Origin of the sequence: Allobosea sp. Root483D1 (assembly GCF_001429505.1) — a bacterium.
In the GTDB taxonomy this organism is placed as follows: domain Bacteria; phylum Pseudomonadota; class Alphaproteobacteria; order Rhizobiales; family Beijerinckiaceae; genus Allobosea.
The window spans coordinates 169,070-183,004 of the sequence record NZ_LMJW01000020.1 but is presented as its reverse complement, the minus strand read 5'-3'; the positions used below and the strand labels follow the sequence as shown (position 1 = coordinate 183,004).

Genomic DNA, 13,935 nt, shown 5'->3' with positions numbered 1-13,935 from the left:
GGTTCCCATTGTCCCGCGCTGCTCAATCGAGCTCGAAGGCGTCCTTGTAGTCGAGCTTGAGCGCCGGGTCCTGCTCCTCCTTGAGCAGCAGGCAATTACCGACGACGAGGAGCTCGATCTCCGAGCCCATGAAGCAGCGGAACGCATCGCCCGGCGTGCAGACGATCGGCTCGCCGCGGACGTTGAAGGAGGTGTTGACCACGACCGGGCAGCCGGTCAGCGCCTTGAAACGCGAGATCAGCTGGTGATAGCGCGGGTTCGTTTCGGCATGGACAGTCTGGATACGGGCCGAATAATCGACATGGGTGACGGCGGGGATCGTCGAGCGCGGCACGTTCAGCTTGTCGATGCCGAAGAGGGCCTTCTCCTCGTCCGTCATCTCGCGCCGCAGCCCCTCGCGCACATCGGCAACCAGCAGCATGTAGGGCGAATCGCCGTCGAGCTCGAACCAGTCGGCGACGTCCTCGCGCAGCACCGAGGGCGCGAAGGGCCGGAAGCTCTCGCGGTACTTCACCTTGAGGTTGAGCGTCTTCTGCATCGCCGGAGAGCGCGGGTCGCCGAGGATCGAGCGGCCGCCGAGCGCGCGCGGCCCGAACTCCATCCGCCCCTGCATCCAGCCGACCGCCTTGCCATCGGCGAGCCCCTGCGCTGTCGACTCGATCAGGGTGGCATCGCCCATCGCCGTGAACTTCGCCCCGGCGGCCGTCAGCTCGGCCTCGATCTCGGCTTGGCTGAACTCCGGCCCGAGATAGCTGCCGCGCATCGCGTCGCCGCTGACGGGCACCTCGCGCGGCTTGCCGTGAAAGAGGTGATAGCCGGCGAGCGCCGCGCCGAGCGCTCCGCCGGCGTCGCCCGCCGCCGGCTGGATCCAGAGCCCATCGAAAATGCCCTCTCGCAGGAGCTTGCCATTGGCGACGCAGTTCAACGCGACGCCACCGGCGAGACAGAGATTCTTTTGCCCGGTCTCGGCGCGAATGGAGCGCGCCAGCCTGAGCACGATCTCCTCGGTCACCGCCTGGATCGAGGCGGCCATGTCCATATGGAACTGGGTCAGCAACTGCTCGGGCCCACGCACCGGCTCGCCGAACAGGGCGGCGAACTTGGCGTTGGTCATGGTCAGGCCGACACCATAGTTGAAATAGCTCTGGTCGAGCTGGAAGGAGCCGTCCTCCTTCAGGTCGACGAGCTTCTCCAGCATCAGCTTGGCGAAACGCGGCTCGCCATAGGGCGCCAGCCCCATGACCTTGTACTCGCCGGAATTGACCTTGAAGCCAATGTAATAGGTCACTGCCGAGTAGAGCAGCCCGAGCGAATGCGGGAAATGCAGCTCCTTGTGAACCTTGAGGTCGCTGCCCTTGCCGATGGCGAGCGTCATCGTCGCCCATTCGCCGACGCCGTCCATGGTCAGGATCGCCGCCTCCTCGAAGGGGGACGCATAGAAGGCCGAGGCCGCATGCGAGAGATGGTGCTCGGTGAAGAGCAGCTTCTCGATGTCGAAGCCGGGCGAGAGCTTCTTCAATTCCCTCGCGATGATCTGCTTCTGGAACAGCTTTTCGCGCAGCCACAGCGGCATCGCCATGCGGAACGAGGTGAATCCAGCAGGCGCGAAGGAGAGATAGGTCTCGAGCAGGCGCTCGAACTTGATGAAGGGCTTGTCGTAGAAGACGACCGCATCGAGCTGATCGAGGCCGCAGCCGGCGACCGAGAGGCAGTACTCGACCGCATGCTTGGGAAACTCGGCGTCGTGCTTCCGCCTCGTGAAGCGCTCCTCCTGCGCCGCCGCCTCGATCCGCCCATCGACGACCAGCGCGGCCGCGCTGTCATGGTAGAGCCCCGATATCCCGAGAATGCGCATCGCGGCCGGGACGCTCAGAACAGCGTGTAGATGAAGGGCGCGATTGCGCTGCCCTTGGTCAGGAAGAGCAGGCCGCCGAGCAGCACGCACATCAAGAGGATCGGCACCAGCCAGAACTTCTTTCGCGCCGCCATGAAGCGGAAGAACTCGCGCAGGAACGACATTGGTCTATCCAGGTCAGAATTGATCTTTCATCGAGACCGGCTCCGGTCCCGGTGGATCGCGGACGATCCAGTAGCTCTTCGCCTCCGGCTGCTTCTTCAGCCGAAGGAAGTCCTTGCCGACAAGCCGGGCGACAAACGCCATCGGCGTGAAGACGAGGAAGAACAGGATGCCAAGCACGATCGGGTTGATGATCATGGCCAGCAGCAGGCCGAACTTCATCCAGAGCCTGTTCAGCGGCGCCAGTACCGCCGGCCGGATCAGCGCGACGGCGAGGAAGCCGGCAGAAATCAACCCGAGCCAGGGCCACGCCCGGCCCCAATGCCAGAGATTATAGAGGCCGATCAGCGCGAAGACGGCCGCGAAGACGAAGCCGAAGGAGCGATCGCTCGACCCTTCGGTATCGTCATGGCCGGCTCCGGCCCCGAATTCGTGATGGACGCCCTTCGACAAGCCGCCGCTCCTGTTCAGGCGGCATGCTCTAGGCGATCCGGGGACGAAGGTACAGGGCGAGCAGATCGCCGCAGCCACCAGCACGTCATGCTCGGGCTTGCCCCGAGCATCTCAGGCCGGATGAGGCGTCTGGCGCCTTCTTGTCATGAGATTCTCGGGTCTGCGCTTCGCTTCGCCCGAGAATGACGACATTCCCGCTCAGCTCAGCATCCGCGTATCGCCGCAGACCGAGACCTCCTGGCCCGAGATCGTCTTGGCGAAGGGCGAGGCCAGGAAGACGATCTGCTTGGCGATGTCATTGGGATCGACGAACTGCTTGATCGAGACGCCGGCGAAGAGCCGGTCCGTCATCTCCTCATGCGAGACGTTCATCGAGCGCGCCTTGTTGGCGATCACGCTCTGGATGCGGGGACCGTCGACGAGGCCCGGGCAGATCGCGTTGGCGCGGATGCCGAACTCGCCGAGCTCGGCCGAGAGCGCCTTGGTGAAGCCGATCACGCCCCATTTTGCCGCTGCATAGGGCGAGCGCAGCGGAAAGCCGTGCTTGCCGGCCTGGCTCGAGAGATTGACGATCGAGGCGTTCTGCGACTGCTTCAGATGCTCCACGGCGAGCCGCGTGCAGTTGAACTGGCCGGTCAGGTCGATCGCCACGCAGCTATCCCAGTCCTCGGGGGCGATCTCGTCGACACGCCCGGTCGGCCCGGCGATGCCGGCATTGTTGACGAGGCAGTCGAGCCCGCCGAGCGCCGCCAGCGCCTCCTCGAACAGCCGCGCCACCGCCTTGCGGTCGGAGACGTCGCAGACCGAGCGCGTGATCGCCGGATCGCTCTCAGCCATCTCGGCGAGCGCCTTCTCGTCGACGTCGCAGATATGAACCCTGGCGCCCTCCGCCGCGAAGGCGCGGGCCGTGGCGCGGCCGATGCCGTTGGCGCCGGCCGTCACCAGCACGCGCAGGCCCTTGATCGTCAGATCCATCGTTTCCGTCCCCTTTTCCGTCGTTCTTCAGGCGACCGGCTACTCCGCCAGCCGCGCCGTCCGTTCGATATGGTCCGCTGCAGCACTGATGTCCTCGACCAGCGCCTGCCTCGCCGCCACCGGATCGCGCCGCCGCAGCGCCTCCAGCAATTGCGCATGCGCGACGACGGCGCTGCCGCCGTCGAGCCGGCGCGGCTCGTGCCGCATGTCGAGATTGAGGACAGGCCCGGCCTTGAGCCAGAGCCGCCCGATCATCTCGATCAGCGAGGGCATGCCGGCCGCCTCATAGAGCGCGAAATGCAGGTCGCGATTGGCAGCGACCGCCGCAGCCGGGTCCGGCGGGTCCTTTGCTGCGGCCAGGAACGCTGCCTCGTGCCGGGCGACCACGGCGATCTGCGCGTCGGTGATCACCTTCGTCGCCTCCTCGGCGGCGAAGCCCTCTACCACCAGCCTGATCCGGGTCAGCTCGCGGAACTGCGCCTGCGTCAGCACCGGCACCCTCACCGCCCGCCCTGGCAGAACCTCCAGCGCCTTGTCGGCAGCCAGCCGGCTGACGGCCTCGCGCACCGGCATCATCGAGACGCCGAGCGCCTCGGCGACGCGGCGCAGCGACAGCTTCTCGCCCGGGGCCAACCGCCCGGCGATCAGCAGCGCCCTCAGCTCGCCGGTGACGCGCTCGCCCAGCGTCTCGTGCTGAAGCGAGCCGACCTCGTCGAGCGCCGACAGCTCCCCGACCTTCCCCGCAGTGGAGGCGGCCGGCCGCGCTTGCGGCACATCTGAGGGCTGGACTCGGGCAACCATGTCTGCCAACCTAACTGTGATCACAGATCACGACAAGCGGTTCCAACACCGCGCAAACGAAATGACGATCGACGCAATCCGACGCCAAAGCGCGCGGAATAGTTCTGGGAGGAACGCATGTCAGAGCAGTCAAGGATCAAGGGTCTTTCACGCCGCCAAACGCTCGTCGGACTCGGCGGAGTGGCCACCGGCCTGATCGCCAGCCCGGCGGTCATTCTCGCACAGAGCGCGGATGCGGTCCGCTTCGGGCACCTGACGCCACGCACCGGGTTCCTGGGCCCGCTCGGCGAGTACGGCGTCATGGCCGCCGATCTCGCCGCGGAGGAGATCAACGCAGCCGGCGGCATCAACGGCCGCAAGCTCGAATTGCTGAAGGAGGACTCGGTCAACCCGCAGACCGCCTCGACCAAGGCCGAGCGCATGATCGAGCGCGACAAGGTCGCCTGCATCATCGGCGAGATCTCGTCCGCCTCCTGCCTGACGATCTCGCAGGTCGCGGCCCGCAACAAGACGCTCTTCTTCAACACCGGCGGCAATTCCGACGCCCTGCGCGGCGAGAGCTGCAACCGCTACATGTTCCATGTCGAGCACCAGAACTCGATGTATGTGAAGAGCTGCGGCCGCTCGCTGCTGGCCCAGGGGCTGGTCAAGGGCAAGAAATGGTTCTCGCTCACCGCCGACTACGCCTTCGGCCATGACCTCAGCAAGGTCGCCAAGCGCTTCATGGAAGCCAATGGCGGCCAGTTCGCCGCCGACAAGCTGGTCCCGACGGATGCGACCGACTTCTCGGCGCTGCTGCTCGAGATTCGCGCGGCCAAGCCCGATCTCGTCATCTCCAATCTCGCCGGCAACCAGATCACCAACTTCCTCAAACAGTATTCCGAGTTCGGCCTGACCTTCCCGGTCGCCGGCTTCGGCTTCGACACGGCTTTGGCCTGGGCCGCCGGCAAGGACAATTTCGGCGGCACTTGGCCCTGCGTCTGGCATCATTTGATCGACACGCCCTCGACCAAGGCCTTCGTCGCCGCCTTCACCAAGAAATACGGCAAGCCGCCGGAGAACCAGGCCTGGGGCGACTATGTCGGCGTCAAGGTCATGGCCCAGTCGATGAACGAGCTGAAGTCGACCGACACCGCCAAGATCCTCGAGCACCTCGAAAAAGGCGCGAAGTTCGACGTGATGAAGCCGCGCCAGGGCTATTTCCGCGCCTCCGACCACCAGCTGATCAGCGAGATGTACACGATCACCGCCTTGCCGGCGGCGCAGGTCAAGAACCAGTGGGACCTCTTCACCTCCTCGGCCCCGGTTCCCGGCCCGAACGAGGACATGGAGGTCATCGCCACCCAGGGCGACGAAGCCGTCTGCAAGATGAGCTGAGGCGCCTACGTCATTCTCGGGCGAAGCGAAGCGCAGACCCGAGAATCTCATGACGGGAAGGCGCCGGCTGGCGCCTCCTTCGGCCTGAGATGCTCGGGTCGAGCCCGAGCATGACGAGCCCTCCGCCCGGCAAACCGCCCCACCGCGCAACCCCGTAAAGGCCATCCCTTGCTCACCCTTTTTATCCAGCAGGTGCTGAACGGGCTGCTCGACGGGGTCTATTACCTCCTGATCGCGCTCGGTCTGTCGCTGATCTTCTCGCTCGGCGGCATCGTCAACCTGGCGCATGGCGCCTTCTATGCGATCGGCGCCTATCTCACGATCGTGCTCGCCCCGCATATCGGCTTCGGCGGCGCGATCATCGCCTCACCTGTGCTGGTCGCGCTGATCGGCATCGTCATCGAGCGCGGGCTGTTCCAGCGCTTCTATCGCTCCGACCCGATCCTCTCGCTGCTGCTGACCTTCGGCCTCGCCATGGTCGCCGAGCAGTCGCTGCGCATGATCTTCGGCGCGCCGCCGCTCTCCTTCTCGATCCCGCCGGCGCTGCGCGGCCAGATCTTCATCGGCGACTTCATCTATTCGCGCTACCGGGCCCTACTGATCCTGATCGCCGCGGCCTGCGTGCTCGGCCTCTGGTTCCTCTTGCAGCGCACCGCCTTCGGCCGCGTCGTGCGCGCCGGCGTGCAGAACCCCGACATGGTCGGCGCGCTCGGCATCTCGCTCCAGCCTTACATGATGACGGTCGCCGGCATCGGCATCGGCCTTGCCGGCCTTGCCGGCGTGCTGCTCGCGCCGATCTATTCGATCCATCCGGCCATGGGCCAGGAGATCATCACGCCGGCCTTCGTCGTCGTCGTCATCGGCGGTCTCGGCTCCTTCTGGGGCGTCGTCGTCGCCGCCCTGATGGTCGGCCTGGTCAAGGGCATCACCATCGGCCTTGGCCTGACGCAATGGTCGACCGCGGTGATCTACCTGATGATGCTGCTCGTCCTGCTCTTCCGTCCGCGCGGCCTGTTCGGCGAGCGCATCCAGCGCTTCGAGTGAGGACGACATGACCAGCTCCCAGCGCGATTACCTCCCGCTCGTCCTCGCCGTAATTGGCCTCGCCATCCTGCCCACGCTGATGCATGCGGTCGGGCTCGGCACCACCTCGGCCACTGAGGTCGTCGTCTTCGCCATCGCCTGCATGGCGCTCAATGTGCTGGTCGGCACGACCGGGCTCGTCTCCTTCGGTCATGGCGCCTGGTTCGGCATTGCCGCCTATGCGGCCGGCCTGATCCAGCGCAACTGGCTGCCCGGCCAGTTCGCCTTGCCGATCCTGCTGGCGGTCGCGCTCGTCGCCCTCATCGCTTTCGCCTTCGGCGCCCTGATCCTGCGCCGCAAAGGCGTCTATTTCTCGCTGCTGACCCTGGCGCTCGCCGCCATGATCTATTCGGTCGCCTTCCGCTGGACCTCGGTCACCGGCGGCGAGGACGGTCTCGGCGGCATCAAGCGCCCGCTCTTCGCCGGCATCGATTTCGAGACCGCCCTGCCCTTCTATGGGCTGGTGGCGACGATCGGCTTCGCCGTGGTCTACGGGCTCTGGCGCTTCCATCGCTCGCCGGTCGGCACCGTGCTCGTCGCAATCCGCGAGAACGAGCAGCGCGCCCGCTTCCTCGGCTATGCCACGAACCGCTACAAGCTCGTCGCCTTCACCGTCTCGGCCGCGCTCACCGGCCTTGCCGGCACGCTCCTGCTCTTCAACAACCGCATGACCTCGGCCGAGCCGATCTCGGTCGCCTTCTCCGGCGAATTGCTGGCGATGGTGGTGATCGGCGGCATGCGCTCCTTCCTCGGCCCGGCGCTCGGCGCGCTCTTCTTCGTCGTCTTCCGCGACTTGCTCTCCAGCGTCACCGAGAACTGGCTGTTCTGGTTCGGCCTGCTCTTCGTCGCCTTCATCGTCTTTTCGCCTGACGGCCTCGTCGGCGTAGGCCAGCGCCTGCTCAAGCCTTTCCGCAAGCAGGTCGCGGAGGACGCGGCGATGTCGGCCCGCAAGGCCGGCGCGGTCGAACTCCCCGCCTTCATGAAGCCTGGGGATGCCGGCGACGGCACCATCCTGACCGCGACCGGGCTCGCCAAGAGCTTCGGCGGCATCAAGGCGGTCGAGAATGTGGACATCACCATGCGCGACCGGAAGCTGCATGCGCTGATCGGCCCCAACGGCGCGGGCAAGACCACCGCGTTCAACCTGATCTCCGGCCTGTTCAAGCCGGACCGCGGGCAGGTTCGGCTGCGCGATCGCGACATCGCCGGCCTTTCGCCCGAAGCGATCACCCGGGCCGGTATCGGCCGCGCCTTTCAGATCACCAACCTGTTCCCGACACTCTCGGTCGCCGAGAACGTCCGGCTCGCCGTGCAGGCCCGGTCAGCCCAGCGCTTCGGTCTCTGGCAGTCAGCCGGCGCCCTCGACCAGGTCAATGACGAGACCCGTCAGGTCATCTCGACCATGGGCCTCTCCGGCATCGAAACGGCGGAGGCCGGCTCGCTCAGCTATGGCGGCCAACGCCTGCTCGACATGTCGCTCGCGCTCGCCACCAGCCCGCGCATCCTCCTGCTCGACGAGCCGCTCGCCGGCCTCGCCGCGGCCGAGCGCGAGCGCGTCGGCAACCTGATCAAGTCGATCTCGACCGAGTTGCCGGTGTTGCTGGTCGAGCATGACATAGACCGCGTCTTCGCCATCGCCGACCATGTCACGGTGATGAACGAAGGCTCGGTGCTGGTCGACGGCACGGTCGAGGACGCCCGCTCCTCGCCCAAGGTGCAGGAGGTCTACATCGGCTCCGGCGCCCACGCGCTGGCCGAGAAGCCGCGCGAGAGCGCCGCCGGCGACAAGGCCCTGCTCGGACTGGCGGGCGTCGACACCTTCTACGGCAAGAGCCACATCCTGCGGCAGGTTACCTTCGACGTCCACGAGAACGAGATCGTCGCCCTGCTCGGCCGCAACGGCGCCGGCAAGTCGACCCTGCTCAAGACCGTGACCGGCATCGCGCCGCCAGCCTCCGGTTCGATCAGCCTTGCCGGCAGCGACATCGCTCGCCTGCCGCCGGCCCAGATCGCCCGCGCCGGCATTGCCTATGTGCCGCAGGGCCGTGGCCTCTTCGCCGGCATGAGCGTCAAGGACAATATGGAGCTCGGGCGCCTGCGCCGCCGCACCGGCAACGGCACGCATTGGGAAGACGAGAAGATCTTCGCCTTCTTCCCGCGCATCAAGCAGCGCTGGCATTCGCCGGCCGACTACCTTTCCGGCGGCGAACAGCAGATGGTGGCGGTGGCGCGCGCGCTCTCCGGCGATACCCGCGTGCTGCTGCTCGACGAGCCGTTCGAGGGACTGGCCCCGGCAGTAGTCGAGGAATTGTTCGAGGCCTTCGACAAGCTCCGGAAGGAGATCGCCATCGTCATCGTCGACCACCATCTCGACCTCGCGCTGGCGCTCTCCGACCGCACCGTCGTGCTTGAGCGCGGCCAGGTCACCCATACCGGCCCCTCGCGCGCGCTGAGCCAGGACCTGGCGCTGAGGCGGCAGGTGCTCTGGCTGTGATGTGCCGCCCCTCCGTTCAGTGCGTCATGCTCGGGCCTGACCCGAGCATCTCTCTCCGGAGGTTCTCGGGTCTGCGCTTCGCTTCGCCCGAGAATGACGGCAGCTTTTCACTTTGCCACGTCCTGTCACGGAACCTCCCCGCATGACCAAGATCGCCATCGTCGGCTCCGGCCTGATCGGCCGCGCCTGGGCCACCGTCTTCGCCAGCCACGGCTTCGAGGTCGCGCTGCATGATGTGAAGCCCGACGCCGCCAAGGCCGCCCGTGTCCATATCGGCAAGAACCTCAGGGAGCTCGCTGGTCATGGCCTCGTCGATGATCCCAAGGGCTCGCTCGCCCGCATCCGCGTCGCCAGGGACCTCGCCGATGCGCTCAAGGGCGTCGCGCTGGTGCAGGAGAACGGGCCGGAGACAGTCGAGGCCAAGCGCGAACTCTTCGCGCAGATGGACGCGCTCGCGCCCGCTTCCGCGATCCTGGCCTCCTCGACCTCCTTCATCATGGCCTCGACCTTCTCGGAAGAGCTGAAGGGCCGCGCCCGCTGCCTCGTCGCCCACCCGGTCAACCCGCCGCATCTGGTGCCGATCGTCGAGCTGGCACCGGCGCCCTGGACCGACCCCAAGATCGTCGCCAAGGCCAAGCGCATCTACGAACAGGCCGGCCAGGTCGCGATCATGCTGCGCAAGGAGAAGCCCGGTTTCGTGCTCAACCGCTTGCAGGCGGTGTTGCTGGCCGAGGCGTTCCGCCTCGTCGGCGAGGGCGTCGCCAGCGCCGAGGATGTCGACAAGACGATCCGCGACGGGCTCGGCTTGCGCTGGTCGTTCATGGGGCCGTTCGAGACGATCGAACTCAATGCGCCGGGCGGCATCCCCGATTATTGCGCGCGCTATTCGGAGTCGCTCGACCGCATGGTCAAATCCTCCGAGGGGCTCGGCAACCCGTTCAAGCCGGAGACGGTCGCCGAGGTGATGCGCGAATGGCGCGGCGCGCAGGAGGCCTCGCGGGTCAAGCGCCTGAGCGACTGGCGCGACAGCCGTCTCGCCGCCCTGCAGGCCCATAAGCGCGCGGCAAAGCGCAAGCCGGCGTGAGTAACACCTGCCGTCATTGCGAGCGCAGCGAAGCAATCCATGGGCCGCAGTGCTCTACGTCCCCTGGATTGCTTCGTCGCTAACGCTCCTCGCAATGACGACCTGACGCGATACTAATCCTACCTATCCGACCGGAGCCCCGACCATGGCCAAGAACCGCAAAGTCATCATCACCTGCGCCGTCACCGGCGCGATCCACACCCCCTCCATGTCGCCCTATCTGCCGGTGACGCCGGAGGAGATCATCGACGCTGCGGTCGGCGCGGCCGAGGCCGGCGCTGCGCTGGTCCATGTCCACGCCCGCAACCCGGTCACCGGCCAGCCCGACCAGTCGCCGGAGGCGTTCGAGCCCTTCCTCAAGGTGATCAAGCAGCGCTCGAACTGCGTGATCAACATCACCACCGGCGGCGCCCCGACCATGCTGGTCGAGGAGCGGCTGAAACCCTGCGCCCATTTCAAGCCCGAGGTCGCCTCGCTCAACATGGGCTCGATGAATTTCGGGCTCTACCCGATGCTGAACCGCTTCAAGGAGTTCAAGCACGATTGGGAGCGGCCCTATCTCGAAGGCTCGAATGACCGCGTCTTCAAGAACACCTTCAAGGACATCGAGAACATCCTGACGACCTGCGCCGAGAACGGCACGCGCTTCGAGATCGAGTGCTACGACATCGGCCATCTCTATACGCTGGCCCATTTCGTCGATCGCGGGCTGGTGAAGCCGCCCTTCTTCGTCCAGTCGGTCTTCGGCCTGCTCGGCGGCATCGGCCCGCATCCGGAAGACGTCGCCCATATGAAGCGCACGGCCGACCGGCTCTTCGGCGACGACTATCACTGGTCGGTGCTCGGCGCTGGCCGCCACCAGCTCCCGATCGCGGCAATGGCGGTCGCGATGGGCGGCAACCTGCGCGTCGGCCTGGAGGATTCGCTCTGGCTCGGCCCGGGCCAGCTCGCCAAGTCGAATGCCGACCAGGTCCGCGCCGCCCGCAAGATCATCGAAGGCCTCGGTCTCGAGATCGCGACGCCGGACGATGCCCGCGAGCAGCTCCAGCTCAAGGGCGCCGATAAGGTCGCGTTCTGAGATATCGCTGAACCGTCTCCGGCGCGCTTGGCGCGCCGGATAGCGGTAGGATAAACCTCGCAGCTGACCCCAAAGCAAACCGGGCCGGCCGCGTAGTCGATGCAGACCTTCACCTTCATCCTGATCCTGGTCATGGCCGTGGTGGCCTCGCAGCCACTGACCCGGCTGTTCAGGATCGTCCCGCTGCCGATCGTTCAGATCGCGCTCGGCGCTGCCCTGGCCTGGCCGACGGCCGGCTTCCACCCACATATCGAGCCGGAGCTCTTCCTCCTGCTCTTCATCGCCCCGCTGCTCTTCGCCGATGCCTGGGAGGCGCCGAAGCGTGAATACCGCCGGCTGATGCGGCCCATCCTGTCGCTCGCCTTCGGTCTCGTCTTCTTCACCACCCTCTTCTGCGGCCTCGCTTTGCACTGGCTGGTACCGACCATGCCGTTGCCGGTCGCCTTCGCATTCGCCGCCGTGCTCTCGCCGACCGACGCCGTCGCGGTCTCTTCCATCGTCGACAAGGAGAGCGTGCCGAAGGACCTGATACACGTGCTCGAAGGGGAATCGCTGCTCAACGATGCCTCCGGCCTGGTGATCTTCCGCTTCGCCACCGCCGCTGCGCTGACCGGCAGCTTCTCGCTCTGGCAGGCCTCGCTCGCCTTCCTCTTCGCTGTCGCCGGCGGTATCGCAGCCGGCCTGCTCGCTGTCATCGTCGTCTCCTGGGCGCTGAAACTGCTGGCGAAGTTCGACCGGATCGCGCCGGAGGCGCAGGTTCTGGTCATCATGCTCCTGCCTTTCGCCGCCTTCCTCGCGGCGGAAACCGTGCATGCCTCCGGCGTGCTCGCCGCCGTCGTCGCCGGCCTGACGGTCGGGCGGACGCGGACCGCGAACCAGCTCAGCGTCTCCGCCTATATGCTCGCCCACTCCTTCTGGACGATGCTCGCCTTTCTCCTGAACGGCACGCTCTTCGTCCTGCTCGGCCTGCAATTGCCGGCGATCATCCGTACCGTCCCGCCAGCGTTGATCGATACGCACTGGCTCTGGCAGCCGCTCGGCATCATCGTCGCGCTGACGCTCTGCCTGATCCTGCTGCGCTTTGTCTGGATCACCGTCGCCATCGCGTTGAGCCGCGCCATTGTCCTGCGCCTTCGTCTCCAGCCGATCCACACCACGGCGCGAACCCGGTTCGCCGGTTCGATCGCCGGCGTGCGCGGCGCCGTCACGCTCGCCGGCGTATTGTCATTGCCGGTTCTCGCACTCGACGGCTCGCCCTTTCCGGGACGCGACGCCGCTATCTTCCTGGCCGCGGGCGTGATCCTGCTCTGGCTGGTCATCGCCAGCATCGGCCTGCCGCCGCTCGTGCGCGGGCTCGCCGCCGGCCAGGGGGCTGCCCACGCCACCGAGATGCGGCGGGCGCGGATCACGGCCACCGAAGCCGCGATCGCTCGTCTGGAAAGCGTCGCCCATCGTGGCGGCACCGACGGCGCCGCCACCGTCGACCAAGCGGTGGCGGAGGGCTTGATCGCGACCTATCGGCGCCGCCTCGCTCTCCTCGACGACGGCAAGACACCGCGCGAGGAAGCCGTGGTGCTGCAGCGGGCCGAAAGTGCCCTGCGCCACACCGCACTGGCGGCCGAGCGCGAGGCTCTGCGCGGCCTGCTCAAGAGAGGCGAGATCGACGACGCCACCTTCAACGCGCTGGCGCATGAGCTCGTCCTGCACGACGTACTGGCCGAGACGAAGACCGGACAGCACTAATCGCCGAGGCTTATGCCCGGGTCGCCAGGATGAACAGACGCGGGAAGCGCAACAGGACCTTGCCGTCCGGCTCGACCGGATAGGCTGCCGCGATCTTCTCACGGTAGCGGGCGAGGAAGGCGTCGCGCTCCTCGGCCGGCAGCGGATCGATATAAGGCTTGAGGCCCGTGCTCTTGAACCACTCGACGATCGCATCATGGCCCGCAAGCGCGTGGACATAGGTCGTCTGCCAGATGTCGACCTGGCAGCCGGCCTCCATCAGCCAGCGCCGATAATCCGAGAACGAACCGATCGCAGCCTTCGATGCCCGGGCATTGGCGAGGCGAGCCACCCACGGCCCTTCAGTGGCGGCCTCGTCCATGGCGACATGCGAGGGTTCGCTGAGGTTGTTGGGCATCTGCACCGCGAGCGTACCACCCGGCGCGAGTGACCGCGCCAACCGCGCGAACAAGGCGGGATGATCGGGAATCCATTGCAGCGCCGCATTGGCAAAGATCAGGTCGTAGCGCCCATCCGCCGTCCAATCCCCGAGATCGGCCAGGGTGAAGGAGAGCTGCGGCAGGCGCTTGCGGGCCTTGTCGAGCATGTCCGACGAGGAATCGAGGCCCTCGACGGCGGCATTCGGAAAGCGGGCGGCGACCAGCTCGGTGCTGTTGCCCGGCCCGCAGCCGAGATCGATGCAGCGTTGCGGGTCGGTGAGGCGCACGCGCTGGATCAGGTCGAGCGGCGGGCGCGTCCGCTCGTCCTCGAAGCGCAGATACTGGTTCGCATCCCAGTCGACCTTGCCCGTCATCGCGCCTGCTCCGTTCGTCAAAACCGTGCGGCGCGAT

The 13,935-nt window shown here is 66.6% G+C and carries 12 protein-coding genes; 6 read left to right on the top strand and 6 right to left on the bottom strand.

What is annotated here, in order from left to right:
- Positions 1-22 precede the first annotated feature (22 nt).
- From ASE66_RS19490 to ASE66_RS19475, 5 genes are all read right to left on the bottom strand, one after another.
- Positions 23-1,855, bottom strand: a complete 1,833-nt coding sequence (locus tag ASE66_RS19490; RefSeq protein ID WP_057191374.1) for a carbamoyltransferase — start codon at positions 1,853-1,855, stop codon at positions 23-25.
- Positions 1,856-1,869: 14 nt separating this feature from the next.
- The gene (locus ASE66_RS32615) at positions 1,870-2,019 is read right to left on the bottom strand and encodes a DUF5989 family protein (protein WP_164470445.1); all 150 of its coding nucleotides are present in this window, start codon (positions 2,017-2,019) and stop codon (positions 1,870-1,872) included.
- Between the two features lie 13 nt (positions 2,020-2,032).
- Positions 2,033-2,470 (bottom strand): SxtJ family membrane protein, encoded by a 438-nt coding sequence (locus tag ASE66_RS19485; protein WP_057191373.1) that lies wholly within the window; start codon positions 2,468-2,470, stop codon positions 2,033-2,035.
- 198 nt (positions 2,471-2,668) lie between these two features.
- Positions 2,669-3,445: an SDR family oxidoreductase gene (locus ASE66_RS19480; RefSeq protein WP_057191372.1), complete on the bottom strand. Its 777-nt coding sequence runs from the start codon at positions 3,443-3,445 to the stop codon at positions 2,669-2,671.
- A 39-nt stretch (positions 3,446-3,484) separates the two neighbouring features.
- Complete coding sequence (locus ASE66_RS19475; protein ID WP_082613586.1) at positions 3,485-4,246, bottom strand: GntR family transcriptional regulator; 762 nt, start codon at positions 4,244-4,246, stop codon at positions 3,485-3,487.
- Positions 4,247-4,363: 117 nt separating this feature from the next.
- Here ASE66_RS19475 and ASE66_RS19470 point away from each other — a divergent pair, with 117 nt between their 5' ends.
- The 6 genes from ASE66_RS19470 to ASE66_RS19445 all read left to right on the top strand — a co-directional run bounded on the left by ASE66_RS19470 (position 4,364) and on the right by ASE66_RS19445 (position 13,105).
- On the top strand, positions 4,364-5,623 hold the full coding sequence (locus tag ASE66_RS19470; protein ID WP_057191371.1) for an ABC transporter substrate-binding protein: 1,260 nt from the start codon (positions 4,364-4,366) through the stop codon (positions 5,621-5,623).
- Positions 5,624-5,791: 168 nt separating this feature from the next.
- Positions 5,792-6,667, top strand: a complete 876-nt coding sequence (locus ASE66_RS19465) for a branched-chain amino acid ABC transporter permease (RefSeq protein WP_057191370.1) — start codon at positions 5,792-5,794, stop codon at positions 6,665-6,667.
- A 7-nt stretch (positions 6,668-6,674) separates the two neighbouring features.
- Entirely contained in the window at positions 6,675-9,200 is a 2,526-nt protein-coding gene (locus ASE66_RS19460) for a branched-chain amino acid ABC transporter ATP-binding protein/permease (RefSeq protein ID WP_057191369.1), read from the top strand.
- A 142-nt stretch (positions 9,201-9,342) separates the two neighbouring features.
- Positions 9,343-10,284, top strand: coding sequence for a 3-hydroxyacyl-CoA dehydrogenase (locus tag ASE66_RS19455; protein ID WP_057191368.1), 942 nt, complete (start codon positions 9,343-9,345; stop codon positions 10,282-10,284).
- A 145-nt stretch (positions 10,285-10,429) separates the two neighbouring features.
- Positions 10,430-11,362 (top strand): 3-keto-5-aminohexanoate cleavage protein, encoded by a 933-nt coding sequence (locus ASE66_RS19450; protein WP_057191367.1) that lies wholly within the window; start codon positions 10,430-10,432, stop codon positions 11,360-11,362.
- Between the two features lie 99 nt (positions 11,363-11,461).
- Complete coding sequence (locus ASE66_RS19445; protein ID WP_057191366.1) at positions 11,462-13,105, top strand: Na+/H+ antiporter; 1,644 nt, start codon at positions 11,462-11,464, stop codon at positions 13,103-13,105.
- Between the two features lie 10 nt (positions 13,106-13,115).
- Here the strand turns inward: ASE66_RS19445 and tam are convergent, their stop codons facing one another.
- Positions 13,116-13,898: a trans-aconitate 2-methyltransferase gene (gene tam / locus ASE66_RS19440; protein WP_057191365.1), complete on the bottom strand. Its 783-nt coding sequence runs from the start codon at positions 13,896-13,898 to the stop codon at positions 13,116-13,118.
- Positions 13,899-13,935 lie beyond the last annotated feature (37 nt).

Coding starts and splice junctions, on each gene's coding strand:
- ASE66_RS19445 (WP_057191366.1), top strand. CDS start 11,462: ATGCAGACCTTCACCTTCATCCTGATCCTGGTCATGGCCGTGGTGGCC.
- tam (WP_057191365.1), bottom strand. CDS start 13,898: ATGACGGGCAAGGTCGACTGGGATGCGAACCAGTATCTGCGCTTCGAG.
- ASE66_RS19475 (WP_082613586.1), bottom strand. CDS start 4,246: ATGGTTGCCCGAGTCCAGCCCTCAGATGTGCCGCAAGCGCGGCCGGCC.
- ASE66_RS19450 (WP_057191367.1), top strand. CDS start 10,430: ATGGCCAAGAACCGCAAAGTCATCATCACCTGCGCCGTCACCGGCGCG.
- ASE66_RS19460 (WP_057191369.1), top strand. CDS start 6,675: ATGACCAGCTCCCAGCGCGATTACCTCCCGCTCGTCCTCGCCGTAATT.
- ASE66_RS19455 (WP_057191368.1), top strand. CDS start 9,343: ATGACCAAGATCGCCATCGTCGGCTCCGGCCTGATCGGCCGCGCCTGG.
- ASE66_RS32615 (WP_164470445.1), bottom strand. CDS start 2,019: ATGTCGTTCCTGCGCGAGTTCTTCCGCTTCATGGCGGCGCGAAAGAAG.
- ASE66_RS19480 (WP_057191372.1), bottom strand. CDS start 3,445: ATGGATCTGACGATCAAGGGCCTGCGCGTGCTGGTGACGGCCGGCGCC.
- ASE66_RS19470 (WP_057191371.1), top strand. CDS start 4,364: ATGTCAGAGCAGTCAAGGATCAAGGGTCTTTCACGCCGCCAAACGCTC.
- ASE66_RS19490 (WP_057191374.1), bottom strand. CDS start 1,855: ATGCGCATTCTCGGGATATCGGGGCTCTACCATGACAGCGCGGCCGCG.